The 20,253-nt window shown below is 57.5% G+C and carries 15 protein-coding genes; 7 read left to right on the top strand and 8 right to left on the bottom strand.

The features are described from left to right. Positions 1 to 108: 108 nt before the first annotated feature. The 4 genes from cadB (at position 109) to lysS (ending at position 8,052) form a co-directional block, all read left to right on the top strand. Positions 109 to 1,446, top strand: coding sequence for a cadaverine/lysine antiporter (cadB, locus tag HF679_RS12475; protein ID WP_123755789.1), 1,338 nt, complete (start codon positions 109 to 111; stop codon positions 1,444 to 1,446). An 82-nt stretch (positions 1,447 to 1,528) separates the two neighbouring features. Next, on the top strand, positions 1,529 to 3,676 hold the full coding sequence (cadA, locus tag HF679_RS12470; protein WP_123755790.1) for a lysine decarboxylase CadA: 2,148 nt from the start codon (positions 1,529 to 1,531) through the stop codon (positions 3,674 to 3,676). 58 nt (positions 3,677 to 3,734) lie between these two features. Then, complete coding sequence (gene dtpD, locus HF679_RS12465; protein ID WP_123755791.1) at positions 3,735 to 5,198, top strand: dipeptide permease DtpD; 1,464 nt, start codon at positions 3,735 to 3,737, stop codon at positions 5,196 to 5,198. Positions 5,199 to 6,534: 1,336 nt separating this feature from the next. Further along, positions 6,535 to 8,052: a lysine--tRNA ligase gene (gene lysS, locus HF679_RS12460; protein ID WP_123755792.1), complete on the top strand. Its 1,518-nt coding sequence runs from the start codon at positions 6,535 to 6,537 to the stop codon at positions 8,050 to 8,052. A gap of 90 nt (positions 8,053 to 8,142) precedes the next feature. Here the strand turns inward: lysS and HF679_RS12455 are convergent, their stop codons facing one another. Continuing rightward, a complete protein-coding gene (locus HF679_RS12455) occupies positions 8,143 to 8,673 on the bottom strand; it encodes a phospholipase D family protein (protein ID WP_187042096.1) in 531 nt (176 codons plus the stop codon). 550 nt (positions 8,674 to 9,223) lie between these two features. Here HF679_RS12455 and HF679_RS12450 point away from each other — a divergent pair. From HF679_RS12450 to HF679_RS12440, 3 genes are read left to right on the top strand one after another with little or no spacing between them, the layout of a single operon-like run. Further along, complete coding sequence (locus HF679_RS12450; RefSeq protein ID WP_123755794.1) at positions 9,224 to 10,147, top strand: sugar ABC transporter substrate-binding protein; 924 nt, start codon at positions 9,224 to 9,226, stop codon at positions 10,145 to 10,147. 33 nt (positions 10,148 to 10,180) lie between these two features. After that, positions 10,181 to 11,665 carry a sugar ABC transporter ATP-binding protein gene (locus tag HF679_RS12445; protein ID WP_123755795.1) on the top strand — a complete coding sequence of 495 codons (1,485 nt, stop codon included), beginning with the start codon at positions 10,181 to 10,183 and terminating at the stop codon, positions 11,663 to 11,665. 19 nt (positions 11,666 to 11,684) lie between these two features. Beyond that, positions 11,685 to 12,707 (top strand): ABC transporter permease, encoded by a 1,023-nt coding sequence (locus tag HF679_RS12440; protein WP_187043053.1) that lies wholly within the window; start codon positions 11,685 to 11,687, stop codon positions 12,705 to 12,707. 54 nt (positions 12,708 to 12,761) lie between these two features. Here the strand turns inward: HF679_RS12440 and HF679_RS12435 are convergent, their stop codons facing one another. The 7 genes from HF679_RS12435 to HF679_RS12405 form a co-directional block, all read right to left on the bottom strand. After that, positions 12,762 to 14,459 (bottom strand): sensor domain-containing diguanylate cyclase, encoded by a 1,698-nt coding sequence (locus HF679_RS12435; protein ID WP_123755797.1) that lies wholly within the window; start codon positions 14,457 to 14,459, stop codon positions 12,762 to 12,764. 306 nt (positions 14,460 to 14,765) lie between these two features. Continuing rightward, the gene (locus HF679_RS12430) at positions 14,766 to 15,986 is read right to left on the bottom strand and encodes a Zn-dependent hydrolase (RefSeq protein WP_187042095.1); all 1,221 of its coding nucleotides are present in this window, start codon (positions 15,984 to 15,986) and stop codon (positions 14,766 to 14,768) included. After that, positions 15,983 to 16,465 (bottom strand): L-2-amino-thiazoline-4-carboxylic acid hydrolase, encoded by a 483-nt coding sequence (locus HF679_RS12425; protein WP_123755799.1) that lies wholly within the window; start codon positions 16,463 to 16,465, stop codon positions 15,983 to 15,985. Before HF679_RS12425 ends, HF679_RS12430 begins: the two co-directional genes overlap by 4 nt. A gap of 17 nt (positions 16,466 to 16,482) precedes the next feature. Then, a complete protein-coding gene (locus tag HF679_RS12420) occupies positions 16,483 to 17,640 on the bottom strand; it encodes a branched-chain amino acid ABC transporter substrate-binding protein (protein ID WP_123755800.1) in 1,158 nt (385 codons plus the stop codon). Positions 17,641 to 17,667: 27 nt separating this feature from the next. After that, complete coding sequence (locus HF679_RS12415) at positions 17,668 to 18,387, bottom strand: ABC transporter ATP-binding protein (RefSeq protein ID WP_123755801.1); 720 nt, start codon at positions 18,385 to 18,387, stop codon at positions 17,668 to 17,670. Next, complete coding sequence (locus HF679_RS12410) at positions 18,380 to 19,147, bottom strand: ABC transporter ATP-binding protein (protein WP_123755802.1); 768 nt, start codon at positions 19,145 to 19,147, stop codon at positions 18,380 to 18,382. The genes HF679_RS12415 and HF679_RS12410 overlap by 8 nt, the downstream gene beginning before the upstream one ends. Next, positions 19,144 to 20,250, bottom strand: coding sequence for a branched-chain amino acid ABC transporter permease (locus tag HF679_RS12405; protein WP_123755803.1), 1,107 nt, complete (start codon positions 20,248 to 20,250; stop codon positions 19,144 to 19,146). The genes HF679_RS12410 and HF679_RS12405 overlap by 4 nt, the downstream gene beginning before the upstream one ends. Positions 20,251 to 20,253 lie beyond the last annotated feature (3 nt).

Here is a 20,253-nt window from a genome sequence, read left to right as displayed (position 1 = left end):
AGGACTTTTTACCTATGAATCCTTAATCTGGTTGGCAGTTGGTCGGGTCAATTAAAGGTTCTATATCATGATCTGTACCTCCAAAATAAACTTAGGAGAAAAGCAAACATGAGTTCTGCCAAGAAGATAGGGCTATTTGCCTGTACCGGCGTGGTCGCTGGTAATATGATGGGGAGCGGTATTGCACTATTACCTGCGAACCTTGCCAGCATCGGTGGTATTGCTATCTGGGGTTGGGTTATTTCTATTATTGGGGCAATGTCGCTGGCTTATGTATATGCTCGACTGGCAACCAAAAACCCACAGCAGGGTGGCCCAATTGCCTATGCCGGGGAAATATCTCCCGCGTTCGGTTTCCAGACCGGTGTCCTTTATTATCATGCAAACTGGATTGGTAACCTGGCAATCGGTATTACCGCCGTCTCTTATCTTTCGACCTTCTTCCCGATTCTGAATAACCCGATTCCAGCCGGTATCGCGTGTATTGCGATCGTCTGGATATTTACCTTCGTGAATATGCTCGGCGGTACCTGGGTCAGCCGTCTGACCACTATCGGTCTGGTGCTGGTATTAATTCCGGTAGTGATGACTGCGGTTATCGGCTGGCACTGGTTTGATGCCGCTACCTATCAGGCGAACTGGAACACATCCAGCACCCCGGACAGCCACGCGGTTATCAAAAGTATTCTGCTCTGCCTGTGGGCCTTCGTGGGTGTTGAATCCGCGGCCGTTAGTACCGGTATGGTGAAAAACCCGAAACGTACCGTTCCGCTGGCAACCATGCTCGGCACCGCGATGGCGGGTGTGGTTTATATCGCAGCAACTCAGGTTATCGCCGGTATGTACCCTGCAGCTCAGATGGCAGCTTCCGGTGCACCGTTCGCGATCAGTGCTTCGACTATTCTCGGTGGCTGGGCTGCGCCAGTGGTTTCCGCCTTCACCGCCTTTGCTTGTCTGACCTCTCTTGGTTCCTGGATGATGCTGGTGGGCCAGGCCGGTGTACGTGCCGCTAACGACGGTAACTTCCCGAAAGTGTATGGCGAAGTTGATAACAACGGTATCCCGAAAAAAGGCCTGCTGCTGGCCGCGGTGAAAATGACCGCGCTGATGGTGCTGATCACCCTGATGAACTCCAGCGGTGGTAAAGCCTCTGACCTGTTCGGTGAGCTGACCGGTATCGCCGTACTGCTGACCATGCTGCCTTACTTCTACTCCTGCGTTGACCTGATTCGCTTCGAAGGCATCAACATTCGCAACCTTGTCAGCCTGATCTGTTCCGTACTGGGCTGTGCGTTCTGCTTCATCGCCCTGATGGGTGCAAGCTCCTTCGAACTGGCCGGTACCTTTATCGTCAGCCTGATCATCCTGATGTTCTACGGTCGCAAAATGCACCAGCGTCAGCACGAAAATGACAACACTGACAGCTCTGCCGCCAGCGCACATTAATCAGTAACCCCTTTTCCTGGAGCTCCTTCCTGCACCTGTCATCTCGTGACGGGAGGGGCTCTCCATATCTGGAGATTCGACTATGAACGTTATCGCAATCATGAATCACATGGGCGTCTACTTTAAAGAAGAGCCTATCCGTGAACTGCATCGCGCCCTTGAACGCCTGGACTTCCGTATTGTCTATCCGAACGACCGCGAAGATTTACTGAAGCTGATCGAAAATAACGCCCGCCTGTGCGGCGTGATCTTCGACTGGGATAAGTACAATCTCGAACTGTGCGAAGAAATCAGCAAACTGAACGAATATATGCCGCTGTATGCTTTCGCCAATACTTACTCTACCCTGGACGTCAGCCTTAACGATCTGCGTATGCAGGTGCGCTTCTTCGAATATGCACTGGGCGCCGCCGATGATATCGCTGATAAAATCAAACAGAATACCGATGAGTACATCGACACTATTCTGCCGCCGCTGACCAAAGCGCTGTTCAAATATGTGCGTGAAGGCAAATATACCTTCTGTACTCCTGGCCACATGGGCGGTACCGCCTTCCAGAAAAGCCCGGTAGGCAGCATCTTCTATGACTTCTTCGGTTCTAACACCATGAAGTCCGATATCTCGATTTCAGTTTCTGAACTGGGTTCACTGCTGGATCACAGCGGCCCGCACAAAGAAGCGGAAGAGTACATTGCGCGTGTCTTCAACGCAGAACGCAGCTACATGGTGACCAACGGTACTTCAACCGCGAACAAAATCGTCGGTATGTACTCTGCACCAGCCGGCAGCACCGTGCTGATTGACCGTAACTGCCACAAATCGCTGACCCATCTGATGATGATGAGCGACATTACGCCGATTTACTTCCGTCCGACCCGTAACGCTTACGGCATCCTCGGTGGTATTCCGCAGAGCGAATTCCAGCACGCGACTATCGCTAAACGCGTGAAAGAGACGCCGAACGCTACCTGGCCGGTACACGCCGTTATCACCAACTCCACCTATGATGGTCTGCTGTACAACACCGACTTCATCAAGAAAACGCTGGATGTGAAATCCATCCACTTTGACTCCGCCTGGGTGCCTTACACCAACTTCTCGCCAATCTATGCCGGGAAATGCGGGATGAGCGGTGGCCGTGTTGAAGGGAAAGTGATTTACGAAACCCAGTCCACGCACAAACTGCTGGCGGCCTTCTCTCAGGCTTCGATGATTCACGTAAAAGGCGATGTCAACGAAGAGACCTTCAACGAAGCCTATATGATGCACACCACCACTTCTCCGCATTACGGTGTCGTGGCGTCAACAGAAACCGCTGCCGCAATGATGAAAGGCAACGCCGGTAAACGTCTGATTGATGGCTCTATCGAACGTTCTATCAAGTTCCGTAAAGAGATCAAACGTCTGAAAGGCGAGTCTGAAGGCTGGTTCTTCGATGTCTGGCAGCCGGAACATATCGATGGCCCGGAATGCTGGCCGCTGCGCTCCGATAGCGCATGGCACGGTTTCAAAAACATCGATAACGAACACATGTACCTCGACCCGATCAAAGTCACTCTGCTGACTCCGGGGATGAAGAAAGACGGCACCATGGGCGAGTTCGGTATTCCGGCCAGCATCGTGGCGAAATACCTCGACGAACACGGCATCGTGGTTGAGAAAACCGGTCCGTACAACCTGCTGTTCCTGTTCAGCATCGGTATCGACAAAACCAAAGCACTGAGCCTGCTGCGTGCTCTGACCGACTTCAAACGTGCGTTCGACCTGAACCTGCGTGTGAAAAACATGCTGCCGTCACTGTATCGTGAAGATCCTGAGTTCTATGAAAACATGCGTGTTCAGGAACTGGCGCAGAACATTCACAAACTGATCGCGCACCACAACCTGCCGGACCTGATGTTCCGCGCATTCGAAGTGCTGCCGGCCATGGTGGTAACACCGTACGCTGCGTTCCAGAAAGAGCTGCACGGTAAAACTGAAGAAGTGTATCTCGAAGAGATGGTTGGCCGTGTCAATGCCAACATGATCCTGCCGTATCCTCCGGGAGTTCCGCTGGTGATGCCAGGTGAAATGATCACCGAAGAGAGCCGTCCGGTCCTGGAATTCCTGCAGATGCTGTGCGAAATCGGCGCCCACTACCCGGGCTTCGAAACCGACATCCACGGTGCCTATCGTCAGGCGGATGGTCGTTACACCGTTAAAGTGCTGCAAGAAGAAAACAATAAGTAATTGAAGCTCCAAGGGAAGTGGCTTGCCACTTCCCTTTTTTCACGCTGCAGGAGACCTCATGAAAACACCCTCACAACCGCGCGCGATCTATTACATCGTAGCGATCCAAATCTGGGAATACTTCAGCTTTTACGGCATGCGTGCCTTACTCATCCTCTATCTCACCCATCAACTTGGCTTTGATGACAGCCACGCCATCAGTCTGTTCAGTGCTTACGCTTCTCTGGTTTACGTGACCCCCATTCTCGGCGGCTGGCTTGCCGACCGCCTGCTCGGTAATCGCACGGCAGTTATTGCCGGTGCGCTTTTGATGACGCTCGGCCATGTGGTGCTGGGCGTCGAATCCGATGCCACCTGGAGCCTGTACCTCGCGCTGGCGATCATTATCTGCGGCTATGGTCTGTTCAAATCCAACATCAGTTGCCTGCTTGGCGAGATGTACGCCACCGACGATCGTCGACGCGACGGTGGTTTTTCACTGCTGTACGCGGCGGGGAACGTCGGCTCCATCGCGGCGCCGATTGCCTGCGGCCTGACAGCGCAATGGTACGGCTGGCACATCGGCTTTGCGCTGGCGGGGATCGGCATGTTTATCGGGCTGCTGATTTTCCTGAGCGGCCATCGGCATTTCAGCCACACCCGCGGCGTCGATAAACAGGCGCTGTGCGCGGTGAAATTTGTGCTGCCCACCTGGGGCTGGCTGGTGGTGATGCTGTGCGTCGCGCCGGTTTTCTTCACGTTGCTGCTGGAAAACAACTGGTCTGGCTATCTGCTGGCTATCGTCTGCGTGTTTGCCGCCCAGATGGTGGCGCGGATCATGATCTCCTCCCCGGAACACCGCCGGGCGCTGTGGCAAATCGTACTGCTGATGCTGACCGGCACCCTGTTCTGGGTTCTGGCGCAGCAGGGCGGTAGTTCGATCAGCCTGTTTATCGATCGTTTTGTCGATCGTCATCTGTTGAATATTGAAGTGCCGACGGCGTTGTTCCAGTCGGTGAATGCGGTGGCGGTGATGGCCGCAGGGGTGGTGCTGGCATGGCTGATGCGCCCGGAAGGCAGCACCCGCTCGGCGTTTCGCGTCTGGCTGAAGTTTGCTTTTGGTCTGGTGCTGATGGGCTGCGGATTTATGGTGCTGGCCCTCAACGCCCGCCACGGTGCCGCCGATGGGCAGGCCTCAATGGGGCTGATGGTCACCGGGTTGGCGCTGATGGGCTTTGCCGAGCTGTTTATCGACCCGGTGGCGATGGCGCAGATCACCCGTCTGAACATGCCGGGGGTGACCGGCGTGTTGACCGGGATTTATATGCTGGCGACCGGAGCGGTGGCCAACTGGCTGGCGGGGATCGTGGCGCAACAGACCACCGAATCCCAGCTCAGCGAGACGGCGATTACCGCCTGGCAGCATTTCTTCTCGCAAATCGGGGAGTGGACGCTGGGGTGTGTGGCGGTGATTGTCATCCTGGCCTTCGGCGCGGTGTGCAGCGTGGGTAAACGCCGGGTCACCGACGGCGCAAGCCTGTAGACCGGTCAGCGTAGCGCCACCGGGGAACCCTGGGAGCAAACCGGCGGTTGTCCCGGAGGCGGCGCGTAGCGCCTTGTCCGGGCTACCAATAGCGCAAGCCCGTAGCCCGGTCAGTGTAGCGTCACCGGGGAATCCTGGGGGCAAACTTGCCGCTGTCCCGGAGGCGGCGCGTAGCGCCTTGTCCGGGCTACCAATAGCGCAAGCCCGTAGCCCGGTCAGCGTAGCGCCACCGGGAGAATCTTGGGGGCAAACTGGCTGTTGTCCCGGAGGCGGCGCGTTGCGCCTTGTCCGGGCTACCAATAGCGCAAGCCCGTAGCCCGGTCAGCGTAGCGCCACCGGGGGAATCCAGGGGGCAAACAGGCCGTTGTCCCGGAGGCGGCGCGTAGCGCCTTGTCCGGGCTACCAATAGCGCAAGCCCGTAGCCCGGTCAGCGTAGCGCCACCGGGGAATCCTGGGGGCAAACTTGCCGCTGTCCCGGAGGCGGCGCGTAGCGCCTTGTCCGGGCTACCAATAGCGCAAGCCCGTAGCCCGGTCAGCGTAGCGCCACCGGGGGAATCCAGGGGGCAAACAGGCCGTTGTCCCGGAGGCGGCGCGTAGCGCCTTGTCCGGGCTACCAATAGTGCAAGCCCGTAGCCCGGTCAGCGTAGCGCCACCGGGGGAATCCAGGGGGCAAACAGGCCGTTGTCCCGGAGGCGGCGCGTAGCGCCTTGTCCGGGCTACCAATAGCGCAAGCCCGTAGCCCGGTCAGCGTAGCGCCACCGGGGGAATCCAGGGGGCAAACAGGCCGTTGTCCCGGAGGCGGCGCGTAGCGCCTTGTCCGGGCTACCAATAGTGCAAGCCTGTAGCCCGGTCAGCGTAGCGCCACCGGGGAAGCCAGGAGGCAAACCGGCGGTTGTCCCGGAGGCGGCGCGTAGCGCCTTGTCCGGGCTACCAATAGCGCAAGCCCGTAGCCCGGTCAGCGTAGCGCCACCGGGGGAATCCAGGGGGCAAACAGGCCGTTGTCCCGGAGGCGGCGCGTTGCGCCTTGTCCGGGCTACCAATAGTGCCCGGCGAGGCGCTGGCCGATCTGCGTCTTGCATCATTCATCTGTTAGGAGGAGGATATTCTGGCGAGATGGCGAGCCAGTGAATGAAAAAGCTTTAATTCTGTAATTGCTGAGTGATATCAGCCTTAAGTAAAGCCAGGATCGTAAATATTCTATCGTTCGCTCTTTGGCGGTGACGTCAGAGATCGGCGGCGTACTGGTGCAGAGACCCGCACGCACCAGGCTGCGCCGGATAGTGGCCTGGTTCAATTTATCGAAGCAAGATTGAAAGCAGGGTTATGAGGAACCAACATGTCTGAACAACAAGCACAAAGTGCCGATGAGGCAATTGACCTTAATAATGAACTGAAAACCCGCCGTGAAAAGCTGGCTGCGCTGCGTGAGCAGGGTATCCCGTTCCCGAACGATTTTCGTCGTGACCATACGTCTGACCAACTGCACGCTGAATTCGATGGCAAGGATAACGACGCGCTCACCTCGTTAGATATTGAAGTCTCGGTAGCGGGTCGTATGATGACGCGCCGCATCATGGGGAAAGCCTCCTTTGTTACCTTGCAGGACGTCGGTGGCCGCATCCAGCTGTACGTGGCGCGCGACGATCTGCCGGAAGGCATCTACAACGACCAGTTTAAAAAGTGGGACCTTGGCGACATCATCGCCGCCCGCGGTAAGCTGTTTAAAACCCAGACCGGCGAACTCTCCATTCACTGCACCGAACTGCGCCTGCTGACCAAAGCCCTGCGCCCGCTGCCGGATAAATTCCACGGCCTGCAGGATCAGGAAGTTCGCTATCGCCAGCGCTACCTGGATCTGATCGCTAACGACGAATCGCGTCACACCTTTAAAGTCCGTTCGCAAATTCTCGCGACGATGCGCCAGTTCATGGTCGCCCGCGGCTTTATGGAAGTCGAAACCCCGATGATGCAGGTGATCCCCGGCGGGGCGTCTGCTCGTCCGTTCATCACCCATCACAACGCCCTGGATATGGACATGTACCTGCGTATCGCGCCGGAACTGTACCTGAAACGCCTGGTGGTTGGTGGCTTTGAGCGGGTGTTCGAAATCAACCGTAACTTCCGTAACGAAGGGATCTCCGTTCGCCATAATCCAGAATTCACCATGATGGAACTGTACATGGCGTATGCGGATTACAAAGATCTGATCGAACTGACCGAATCGCTGTTCCGTACGCTGGCACAAACCGTGTTGGGTAAAACGCAGGTGCCTTATGGCGATCAGACCTTCGATTTCGGCAAGCCGTTTGAAAAACTGACCATGCGTGAAGCTATCAAGAAATACCGCCCGGAAACCGAAATGGCGGATCTGGATAACTTCGACGCGGCGAAAGCCATCGCCAAATCCATCGGTATTAATGTTGAGAAGAGCTGGGGCCTGGGCCGTATCGTCACCGAGATCTTTGACGAAGTGGCAGAAGCGCACCTGATTCAACCGACCTTTATTACCGAATACCCGGCAGAAGTTTCTCCGCTGGCGCGTCGTAATGACGTTAATCCGGAAATCACCGACCGCTTTGAATTCTTCATTGGCGGACGTGAAATCGGTAACGGCTTTAGCGAGCTGAACGATGCGGAAGACCAGGCGCAACGTTTCCAGGACCAGGTTAACGCGAAAGCGGCCGGTGACGACGAAGCGATGTTCTACGACGAAGACTACGTGACGGCGCTGGAGTATGGTCTGCCGCCGACCGCGGGTCTGGGGATTGGTATCGACCGTATGGTGATGCTGTTTACCAACAGCCACACCATCCGCGACGTGATCCTGTTCCCGGCGATGCGTCCGCAGAAATAAACTGCTCTGAAAGATCACGCCCCTTGCGCACGCATGGCGAGGGGCGTTTCTGAACATCCCCCACGCATAATCCTGCCATCCTGCGCAAAGTTAACCGGCGTAGGCCACTCCCTGATCCCAGCGGGATTGCCAGTGGGCGATAAACTGCCGGGTCAGCGCCTGCTGATGATGGATAACCACGACGTTTTCGCTGTTCTCCGTTTCGGCGGACGGGGCATAGTTAAACGATCCGCTTTCCACGGTGTCGCCATCGGCAATCATCATCTTGTCATGCTGAATGTGATAGTGGCCGTCTACCCGCAGCGCCACGCCGCCCTCAACAACATATTGCATCATGGCCTGGCTGGCCTTCACGCGATTGCGTTTTTTATCGACCACGATCTGCACTTTCACCCCGCGGGCCTCGGCGGCCACCAGCGCGCGGGCAATATCCGGCGCCTGAAACGCGTAGGCGATCATCTGGATCGAGGTGTGGGACTGATTGATGGTTTGCAGCACCAGCGCCCGGGCCGAGCCTTCTGGTGAAAAACCCACTTCAATATCTGGCGCGGCCTGCGCCAGCGCGGGCAGGGCGAGCGCCACGGTCAGGAGGGCGAGCTTAAGCGAAAATCGACGGGACATGGCAGGTTGCCTGCACGAAATAATGACGGAAGCGAGCAGTCTATGCCTCTGCGCCAGCTTTGGGAATCTCACCGTCACGGCGGGGTGAAAATAGTGCCTGACGTTTCAATTAACCCTGTAGTTAATGTGAGAAATCTTGTTTGCTCAAATGCCACCTTCCGGGCGCTGACTTATGCGCAATCTGTAACCTGCCTCTCATTTTTTGCTCGTTTATGCAGCAATGTTAGATATCTGTCAAAGTTCTGTTACCAGGCGGTTTTAAAATTTTCATTTCAGTTATTTAATTATAAAAGTTTCATATTTGATGTTAATGAAACAAAACAACTGAATTGAGGCTGTCGACAAATCGCATGGTTAATGAACTGCTGTTTTAATAATTCATTAAAAATCAACTGAATTTAGCAGTAATCATAAACATGAACAAAAACAGGGCTCTCAGAGGTCGTCCCTCTGTTCCTGGCGTCGATCGGCATCAGAAAGCAACATGACGAAATGAATTTTTCATTTTATCTCAATGCACCGGCATATCACCGAACCCCAAGGATCAACTATGAACATCAAGAAAACGATTGTTGCCTCTTTGTTAATCTGTATGTTGCCCGCCGCCGTGATGGCCAAAGACCTTTCCGTGGGCGTCTCGATGGCGCTTTTCGATGATAACTTCCTGACTATTCTGCGTACCGCGATGCAGAAAGAGATGCAAAAAGAGGGCGTGAAATCGCAGGTTGAAGATGCCAAGGGCGATGTCGCGCAGCAGCTTCAGCAGGTGCAGAACTTCATTGGCCAGGGCGTTGACGCGATCATCGTCAACCCGGTCGATACCAACGCGGTGAAACCGATTATCGACCAGGCCACTAAAGCCGGTATTCCGCTGGTGTTCGTTAACCGTCGTCCACAGGTGCCGCTGACCGACAAAATGGCCTACGTCGGCTCCGATTCAGTGCTGGCCGGTCGTCTGCAGATGGAAGCGCTGGCGAAAGCGATGAACGGTAAAGGCAACGTGGCGATTCTGCTGGGAGACCTGGCTAACGAATCTACCCGCGACCGCACCAAAGGGGTGGAAGAGGTGGTCGCGAAATACCCGGATATTAAAATCGTCCAGAAACAGACCGCCAAGTTTATGCGCAACGATGCCGTGGACGTGGTGAGTAACTGGATGACCAGCGGGGAAGATATTCAGGCCATCGCCTCCAACAACGATGAGATGGCGATCGGTGCCCTGCAGGCGCTGGGCAGTAACCCGAACCACATCCTGATTGCCGGCGTCGACGGCACCCCAGACGCATTACAGATGCTGAAAAACGGCAAGATGATCGCCACTATTTTCCAGGACGCGAAAGGGCAGGGCGAAGGCGCGGTGGATGCGGCGGTGAAACTGGCCAACGGCGAGAAAGTCGAAAAAATCATCGATGTGCCTTACCAGCTGATTACCAAAGAGAATATGTCTGACTTCGTCAGCCGTAACCAAAAATAATCGGGCCGGGAACGGCGGTACGGAGGGTGAAGTATGAACGCTTTTGCACTTGAAGCCGAAGGTATCAGCAAGTTCTTTCCCGGCGTGAAGGCGCTCGACAATGTCTCATTACGCGTGCGCCCGGGAACGGTGCACGCGCTGATGGGGGAGAATGGCGCTGGAAAATCCACGTTGATGAAGTGCCTGATCGGGATCTACCGTCCCGATAAAGGCGCGATTCGGGTGAAAGGCGAGCCGGTGCAGTTCCAGGATACGATGGATGCGCTGCGCTCGGGGATCTCGATGATCCACCAGGAGCTGAATCTGGTGCCGCATATGACGGTGGCGGAAAATATCTGGCTGGGCCGGGAGCCGATGAAATACGGCTTTGTCGACCATCGCCAGCTGACCCGCCAGACCCAGGCGCTGCTCAACAAACTGAATATCCGCCTCTCCGCCGATGCGCTGGTGGGCGACCTGAGCATTGCCGCCCAGCAGATGGTGGAGATTGCCAAAGCGGTGTCGTGGAATGCCGATATCGTGATTATGGATGAACCGACGTCGGCGCTTACCGAAGGGGAAGTGGCCCACCTGTTCACGATCATTCGTGATTTACGCGAGCAGGGCAAAGCCATTATCTACATCAGCCATAAGATGGACGAGATTTTCACCATCACCGATGAAATTAGCGTCTTTCGCGACGGCGCCTGGGTCAGCAGCAAACAGACGGCGGAATTTACCCGCCAGTCGTTAATTACCCAGATGGTGGGCCGCGAATTAACCCAGCTGTTCCCGAAATTCAACAACACCATTGGCGAGGATGTCCTGACGGTTCGGCATCTGTCGCGCAAAGGGTATTTTGATGACATTAACTTCAGCGTCCGGCGGGGGGAGATCCTCGGCGTGGCGGGGCTGGTCGGTGCCGGGCGCAGCGAGGTGATGGAAAGCCTGTTTGGCATGACCCACTTTGACAGCGGCGACGTGCTGATTGATGGCCTGCCGGTCACGATTAGCTCGCCTTCCGTGGCGATTGAAAAAGGGATGGCGCTGCTGACCGAAGACCGCAAAAAATCCGGGCTGTTCCTGGTGCTCTCGGTGATGGAGAACATGAGCATCGTCAATATGCCGGAATATGTTGGCAAGAGCGGGTTCGTCAAACATATGAAGATGGCGGAAGACTGCATGGAACAGATCCGCCGTCTGAATATTAAAACCCCGACTATGGATCAGATTATTAATAACCTCAGCGGCGGCAACCAGCAGAAGGTCCTGATTGCCCGCTGGCTGTTAGCGCAGCCGAAAATATTAATACTCGATGAACCGACCCGCGGCATTGACGTGGGGGCGAAAGCTGAAATTTATCATCTGATTAGCGAGCTGGCGAACCGCGGTGTCGCCGTCATTATGGTCTCTTCAGAACTCCCGGAAATTCTTGGCATGAGTGACCGCGTGATGGTCATGCACGAAGGGCGGATCACCGGCATCCTCAATAAAGACGAGGCCGATCAGGAAACCATTTTGTCGTTGGCATCCCATTGAGGCGTAGAGAATGAGCAATATGAAATTGACCGCAGCACCGGCAACTGAGCGTCCCTCTTTTCTGGGGAATTTGCGCCATAAACTGCCGAAAGATACCGGAATATTTATCGTCATGGTGGCGATTGCCCTGACCTTTGAAATCGCCGGCTGGTTTGTCCGGGACCAGTCCTTCCTGATGAACACCAACCGACTGATTCTGATTGTTCTGCAGGTGGCGATTATCGGGATTATCGCCGTCGGGGTGACGCAGGTCATCATTACCACCGGGATAGACCTTTCCTCCGGGTCGGTGATTGCCCTTGCGGCCGTGGTGGCGGCCAGCCTGGCGCAGACTTCGGATAGCCTGTCGCCGATGTTTCCCGCGCTGGTGAATCTGCCGGCGGTGATCCCGATTTGCGCCGGGATTGGCGTCGGGCTGCTGTGCGGGTTAACCAACGGTTTTCTGGTCACCCGCACCGGTATTCCGCCGTTTATTGCCACCCTCGGGATGATGGTTTCTGCACGTGGTCTGGCGCAGTACTACACCCAGGGAAACCCGATTAGCTTCCTGTCTGACAGCTTTACCTCGATTGGTCAGGGCGCGATGCCGGTGATTATCTTCTTCGTGATTGCCGCCCTGTTTCACATCGCGCTGAAGCACACCCGCTACGGTAAATATGTGTACGCCATCGGCGGCAACATGACCTCGGCAAAAGTGTCCGGCATCAACGTGAATAAGTATCTGGTGATCGTCTATACCATCGCCGGGGCGCTGTCCGGCCTTGCCGGGGTGGTGCTGGCGGCGCGCGTCAGCAGCGGCCAGTCGAGCATGGGCATGTCCTATGAGCTGGACGCCATTGCCGCGGCGGTGATCGGCGGCAGTAGCCTGATGGGCGGAGTCGGGCGAATTACCGGCACCCTGATTGGCGCGATGATCCTCGGCTTAATCAAAAGCGGCTTCACCTTTGTCGGCGTGGATGCTTACGTTCAGGATATTATCAAAGGGATTATTATCGTCGCCGCGGTGACGATCGATATGCGCCGTAACCGCAAGAAGCATTGATCGACCGGGCCGCAGAACCTGGCGTGATGCCGGGTTCTGCGGTTCAGGCGGTACTCAGGGGAGGCCGCAAATCCGGTCGCGGCCGCTGTTTTTGGCTTTATACAACTCGCTGTCGGCCTGCGACAGCAGCTCGGTCAGCGGGCACTGCCAGCCCCGGGAGACCCCGAAACTGGCGGTGACTTTAAAGGTGTGATTCCCGGTGGTATGGAACGTCAGCTTGCGGATTTCCTGCTGAATAGTGCTGGCGTAGCGGGCAACCTCATCCGCGGTTTTGGCTAACAGCAGCACCGCAAACTCTTCTCCCCCAAGACGGCCCACCACGTCCTCCGGGCGGCTGCACTTCTGCAAGGTATTGGCGAGAGCCACCAGCACTTCATCACCCATCGGGTGCCCCCAGTTATCGTTAATCGACTTAAAGCGGTCGACATCCAGCATGATTAACCACGCCGGAAGCGCCTTGCTGGACTGGCTGATGCGGGCATTGGCCTGGTTGGTAAAGGCCCGGCGATTATACAGGTGGGTCAGCGGGTCTTCTTCCGACTCGCGCTGATATTTACGGCTGAGCAGGGCATCTTCATGCAGTTTCTCCCCTAAAGTGCCCAGCGAGGAAAACAGTTCCTGCACCTCTTCGGCGGTGTCGTCATCGATCTGCACATGCAGCTGTTTACCCGCAATCAGCGCCGCGGCGATATCGTTTAAGCGCAGAATCGGTCGTAACACCCGGGAGCGAATGTAGAAAATCATCGCGATGGTCAGGGCATAGATCAACCCAAGCACCACCAGTCGTAACAGGAAACTCCGCAATGCCTGGTGCTCGGTAGCGGTGTAGTGATCTTTCACGCCGGTCATATAGGTATCGAGCAAATTATCGAAGGCGCTGAGGCTGGCGTGGTAGCGGGTGGCAAAACCTTCGGCATCCACGCTGTAGGGCATACCATTATCACTCTCAGTTTTTAGCTGATTAATTAAGGCAATACCCTCTTTTTCGAAGGCGCGGCGCGTGCTATCCAGCTTACTCTGGAAATGCGGCAGATAGGTGGATTCATCGCCCTGGGTTTGCAGGATCCACCAGGCGGTATTGATTCTCTCGATGCCACGGATCAGCGCTTCCCGGTTGGTCTGGGGGATTGGGGTGTCCGTGGCGAGCGGGATCAGCACCTGTGAACCGAGCCGGCCGGTGGCGTCCCGCAATTCCCCGAGCGCCTGGGCGCGCAGGATCGGGCCGAGGGCGCTGGGTTCCAGCAGCAGAAATTCAGAGGTCCGCTCAAACAACGCTTTATGGTAGAAGTCGGTGGCCACCACCATGTCGAGAATGGTGTGGTTGGCGGTATCCGGGTCGCTCAGTACCTGGGTACGGAAAGTACTGGCAAGACGACGGGAATGTTCCAGTTGCTGCACCATATCGGCCATCAGGGCCGGTGACAGCAGGTCTTTTGGGATCGTCTGCAGGTCGCGGTCGGTGATTTTTCGGTGTTCGATAAGCGCCTGCCAGCGTTGTTCTTTTTCTGCCGCCGGGCTAAGCACCAGCTCGTTGACAAAGGCACGCTCGCCGGCGAGGTCGTTGGAGACCTGCAGCACGCGGTAAAAAACGTCAAACTGAATGACGTTGTTATGGGCGCTTTTCCACATCGACCAGGAGCCGGAAAGTAGCCAGAAGGACGTTATGGTGGTTAAAAAAATGGTCGCCAGCGCGGAGCCCCAGATATAGCGCAGGACATTGGACGACGTTGTGGATTTCTTTTTTGTTTTCACACGAACCCGAAGCGTCAGCAGTAAAAAAGAACAAATTGAGCGCGGTTACACGAAATCACCACGGCGAGCGATGGCGCTATGAGCGCTCAGTGACTCTACTATATGTTATCTATTGCCTGATCTTAGCAGAAAATACAGAAATAAATGTGTTTTAGGTCATCGGGTTAAACAATATAACTTATTGTTTTGATTTGGTTATGCTTGATGTTGCCGATCCTTTAGCGCAGGGCCGAGCGTCGTGGTGCAACGGAGTGACGTCATGGCACCGCGTGGCGCCATGACGATAAAGAGACTGGATGGTGACTTTTATGACGCGGCGAGCAGCAGGCTGTGCAGCAGCACGTTGGCCCCTTTCTCTGCCCAGCCGGGCTGAATGTTCTCCGCTTCGTTATGACTCACTCCCTTCTCGCAGGGGATAAAAATCATGCTGGCGGGCGCGACCTTGCTGATATAGCAGGTATCGTGACCGGCGCCGGAGACCATCGGTCTGGCGCTGTAGCCGAGTGCCGCGACCGCCTGTTCGCTACGGGCGAGACACCCGGCATCAAAGGCAATAGGGGCATAATCGAAAATCCGCTCGACGTTTGCCGTCACGCCACGCGCTGCCAGCGCTTCAGCGGCACGATGCAGCTCCCGCTCCATGGCTTCCAGCGCCGGGGTTTGCGGATGGCGAAACTCGACGCTGCATTCCACGCGCCCCGGCACCACGTTGCGCGATCCCGGTATCACCTGCGCCATGCCGATAGTCGCCCGCCCGTCGGGGTTGTGGGCGATGCCGATTTGCTCAACCGCCAGCGCCAGTTCGGCGAAGGCGGTCAGGGCATCGCGGCGGCTGCCCATCGGCGTGGTTCCGGCGTGGGCGGAAAAGCCGTCCAGCGAGACGTTGAACCAGCGTTGACCCATCGCCGCGTGGACGAGGCCGATATCAATGCCTTCCTGTTCCAGGATCGGCCCCTGTTCGATATGCACTTCGTAGCAGGCGTGCAGCGGGAAGGCGGCGGTAGGACGTTCGCCGCGATAGCCGATAGCCTCCAGCGCCGCGCCGACGCTGATGCCGTCGCGGTCTTCACGGGCCAGCGCGTAAGCTTCGCTGAACTGCCCGGCCCAGACCCCGGAGGCGAGCATCGCCGGTGCAAAGCGCGCCCCTTCCTCGTTGGTCCAGTTGACCAGCAGGATATCGCGTTCGGTTTCAACGCCGCGCTCGTTGAGCGTGCGCAGCGCCTCCAGCCCGGCCAGCACGCCGTAAATGCCGTCATAGCGGCCGCCGAGCGGTTGGGAATCGACATGCGAACCGGTCAATACCGGGGCCAGCTGCGGATTTTTACCGGCGCGGCGGATAAACATATTGCCCATGCTATCGACTTCGCAGGGAAAACCGGCCTCCCGCGCCCACTCGCGCAGCAGGTCGCGCGCCTGGCGATCCTCGTCGCTGAGGGTCAGCCGGGTCACGCCGCCGGCCGGGGTGGCGCCAATCCTCGCCATCTCGTTCAGCGTTGACCACAGGCGCTCGCCGTTGACGGTTATCATGGTTTGTCCTTTTTCACGCGATAGCGGAAGTCGCAGCACTTTCCGCCCTGCATAATGGTGGTGGTGCGGGTCAGCTCCACCTCCGGCGCGTAGCCGACGATAAATTTGTCATCGCGGGCGCAGGAGAGCAGGTGACCAATCTCTCCCAGCCCCATCTCGTGATACATCTCGGCGTAACGGCAGCGGTTAACGTTGTAGTTATACTGCTGGTCGTCGGCGTCCAGTACCTTGACCTCCAGGGCGTTGTCTTTCTCCCACAGATATTGCAGGGCGACAAAGCTCTGGATATTCGCGCCGTCAGGCTCCTGGCTGGCAAAGGTTTTTCCCGCCTCAATGGCGGCGTTTTCAATGGCTTCACCGATGACCGCCTGGGCGCGCGCTTTACCTATCTCGCGCACCAGGATGTCGTAAATCGGCTTGATTATTTCAGCTTCAATTTTGCGGCGGGCGAGAATGCCCAGCTCATTATTATCACTCATCACATTGCCTCACTGCGTTACTGCGTTTTTGCGCCACCGAGTACGGTTTGCGGCTGCCATTTACCGTCGACGACTTTGTAAACGGTAAAGCTTGGCGCTTTCAGGTTGCCCTCTTTATCAAAGGCGATTTGTCCGGTGACGCCGGAATAGCTAATGGCACGCAGCGCCGGCAGGTAGTCGGCCGGGTCGACGGAGTCGGCTTTTTCCATGGCGGCGACCAGCACGCGGGTGGCGTCGTAGGCAAACGGCGCGTGCAGCTCGATATGGGTGTGATAGCGCGACTGGTAAGCCTGCTCAAAGGCTTTGCCGCCGGGCATCTGATCGACCGGCAATCCCGGCTCCAGCGCGACCACGCCGTCGCCTTCTTTCTGCGCCAGCTGGAGGAAGGTCTGGCTGACGAAACCGCCCGCGCCCATCAGGGTGGCGTTCATGCCCAGTTGTTTGATGCGGCGCGCCAGCGGAGCGGCCTGGCTATCGACGCCGCCGAAGAAAATCAGATCGGCGTTCTTGCTGCGGATCGCGGTCAGGACGGCGCTGAAGTCGATGGTTTTGTCATCGACATACTGACGGTCAACGATGTTGATACCCTGCGCTTCCAGCGACTTAATAAACTCATCCGCCAGCCCCTGACCGAAGGCGGTACGGTCATCGATAACCGCAATGCGCTTGGCCTTCAGGGTTTGTACCGCGTACTGTCCGGCAAACTGGCCGCCGTCATCGTCGTGGCCCATTACGCGGAAGCTGGTGTCGAAGCCCTGTTTGGTATAGGCGTGCCCGGTCGCAACCGGCGCCACCTGGGCAATCCCGGCATCATGATAGACGCGCGCGGCGGGAATACTGGTGCCGGTGTTCCAGTGACCGACCACGCCGGCGACGCCGCTGTCGACCAGGCGCTGGGCGACGGCAACGGCGGTACGCGGGTCGGACTGATCGTCTTCCGATTGCAGCTTGAAGGTTACCGCCTTGCCGCCGATGGTCGGGTGCTGTTTGTTGATATCGTCAATGGCGAGCTGCGCGCCGTTTTCCAGGTCCTTGCCGATACGCGCGGAAGGGCCGGTCAGCGGGCCTGCCAGGCCTATAATCACGGTTTCTTGCGCCTGCGCCCATACGGCGGATGAGGCAAAACCACTGAGCAGAATAGCGGCGCTGAGCGCACTGATTGTTGCTGTTTTCATTGTTTTTCCCTGAGGCTGGTTGGTGTGTTAAGCGGGCATTTCGCCCAAATAAATCTGTGCAATCCGGTCATCGGCCAGCAGCGTCTGCGACGGACCGCGCTCGACGATGCTGCCGCTGTCCATAACCCAGGCGCTGTCGGTTGCCTCCAGCGCCAGACGGGCGTTCTGCTCAATCAGCAGCAGGGCCACGCCACGCTGGCGCAGGGTGGCAATCACCCGGAAAATGTTCTCTACCATCAACGGCGCCAGACCCATCGACGGTTCGTCGAGGATCAGCAGACGCGGCTGGCTGAGCAGGGCGCGGTTGAGCGCCAGCAGCTGTTGTTCACCGCCGGAAAGCAGTCCGGCCAGCTGATGCTGACGTTCGGCAAGGCGTGGAAAAGCGGCGAAAATATCGCTCATTTCCTGGCGGACCGCCGCGCTATCGCGACGTAGCCAGGCGCCCATTTGCAGGTTTTCCAGCACCGTCATACGGGCAAAGATGCCGCGACCTTCCGGCACCATCACCAGCCCTTCGCGCAGCAGGGCGTCGGCCCGGCGCTGGCGTATCGGCTTGCCATTAAACAGGATGTCGCCGCTAAAGGGTTCCAGCCCGGTAATGGCGCGAACGGTTGAGCTTTTGCCCGCGCCGTTGGCGCCAATAAGCGTGGTTTGCTCGCCTTCTTTAACGCTAAAGGAGACGTCGCGTACCGCCTGGATACCGCCGTAATGGACGGCAAGTTGGTTAACGGTTAATAAATCAGACATGGGCATTGCCTCCCAGCCAGGCGGCGATAACCGCCGGATCGCGGCGGACGGTATCCGGCGTGCCGCTGGTTAAGGTTTTGCCGTAATCCAGCACCATCAGGCGATCGCAGATCCCCATCACCAGCTTGACGTCATGCTCAATCATCAGCAGCGTTTTACCGTCGTTGCGAATCCGCAGCAGCAGTTCGCCAAGCGCCATCTTCTCGGCGGCGTTCATGCCGGCGGCGGGTTCATCCAGCGCCAGCAGGCGCGGTTCGGTAGCCAGCGCACGGGCAATTTCCAGCCGCCGCTGGTGGCCATAGGCAAGGTCGCAGGCGCGGTAGTGGGCGAACTGTGCGATGCCGGTATACTCCAGCCAGTGCCACGCCAGCTCGCGGGTCTGCGCCTCTTCGGCACGGGCGCGTTTATGGCGGGAGAGGGCGGCCCACAGACCATTGCGGGTACGCACGTGGCGGCCCACCATCACGTTTTCCAGCACCGACATCTCGTTGAACAGCCGCACATTCTGAAAGGTACGGGCGATCCCGGCGGCGGTGACCTTCTCGATATTTTTCGGCGAATAGGGCTCTCCGGCGATGGCAAACTCGCCGCTGTCCGCCGGGTACAGCCCGGTAATCAGGTTGAAGCAGGTGGTTTTGCCTGCGCCGTTGGGGCCAATCAGGCCGTAGATTTCGCCGTCATCGATCGTCAGCGACACGTTATCGACCGCCGTCAGGCCGCCGAAGCGCTTGAACATATGGCGCACGCTTAACAGGCTCATGCTTTGGCTCCTTGATGGCGCGCGGGCCAGATGCCCTGCGGGCGTAACAGCATCACCAGCACCAGCGCCAGGCCATAAAATAGCTGGCGCAGAATTTCCGGGTCGATCAGCACCTCGCCAAACAGCGCCTGCTGTAGCGGGGCGGCCTGGCTACGCAGCAGCTCCGGTAGCGCAGTGAGCAGCACCGCGCCGAGGATCACCCCCGGAATGTGGCCCATCCCGCCCAGCACCACCATCGCCAGCACCGCAATCGATTCCTGCAGGGTGAAGGATTCCGGCGAAACGAAGCCCTGAAATGCGCCGAACAACGCCCCGGCGACGCCGCCGAAGGAGGCGCCGATGGCGAAGGCCAGCAGCTTGTAGTTGCGCAGATTAATGCCCATCGCGCGGGCAACGTCTTCATCTTCACGAATGGCGTGCCAGGCACGGCCGATACGTGAGTGCTGCAGGCGCAGACAGACGAAAATAATCGCCACGATGACCAGCATCAGCAGGTAGTACCACAGCCACAGCGCCGGGACTTTAACGCCGAACCAGTGATAGACGCCGCTAAACTTCAGGCCGAACAGATTCAGCGTATCGACCCCGGAAATACCTTTGGCGCCGTTGGTGATGTTGACCGGGCGGTCGAGGTTGCGCATCAGAATGCGGATAATTTCGCCGAACCCGAGGGTGACGATCGCCAGGTAGTCGCCGCGCAGCTTCAGCGTTGGCGCGCCGAGCACGATACCGCAGCCCGCCGCCACCAGCGCGGCGAGCGGAATAATCACCAGCCACGAGGTGTGCAGGCCATCCGGGAACCACTGATTTAAGACCGGGAATACTTCCAGCAGATGCGGCGAGGCCAGCAGTGCTGCCAGATAGGCGCCGACGGCGTAAAAGGCGATAAAGCCCATATCCAGCAGGCCGGTGTAGCCGACCACGATGTTCAGCCCCAGCGCCAGCATGATGTACAGCAGGGCGAAGTCGATGACCCGCACCCAATAGTTACCGCCGAGCTGGCTGGCGACGATGGGGGCGACCAGCAGCGCGCAGATGAACAGGGTCATGCCGGACCAGAAGCGGCGGGAGACGAGAGGGGTATCGAGTTGTGCTGTTGTCATTGT

The sequence above is a fragment of the Enterobacter sp. JUb54 genome, from assembly GCF_014298075.1.
In the GTDB taxonomy this organism is placed as follows: Bacteria; Pseudomonadota; Gammaproteobacteria; order Enterobacterales; family Enterobacteriaceae; genus Klebsiella; species Klebsiella lignicola.
The sequence above is the reverse complement of the archived record's forward strand: the minus strand, read 5'-3'. Positions and strand labels throughout refer to the sequence as shown.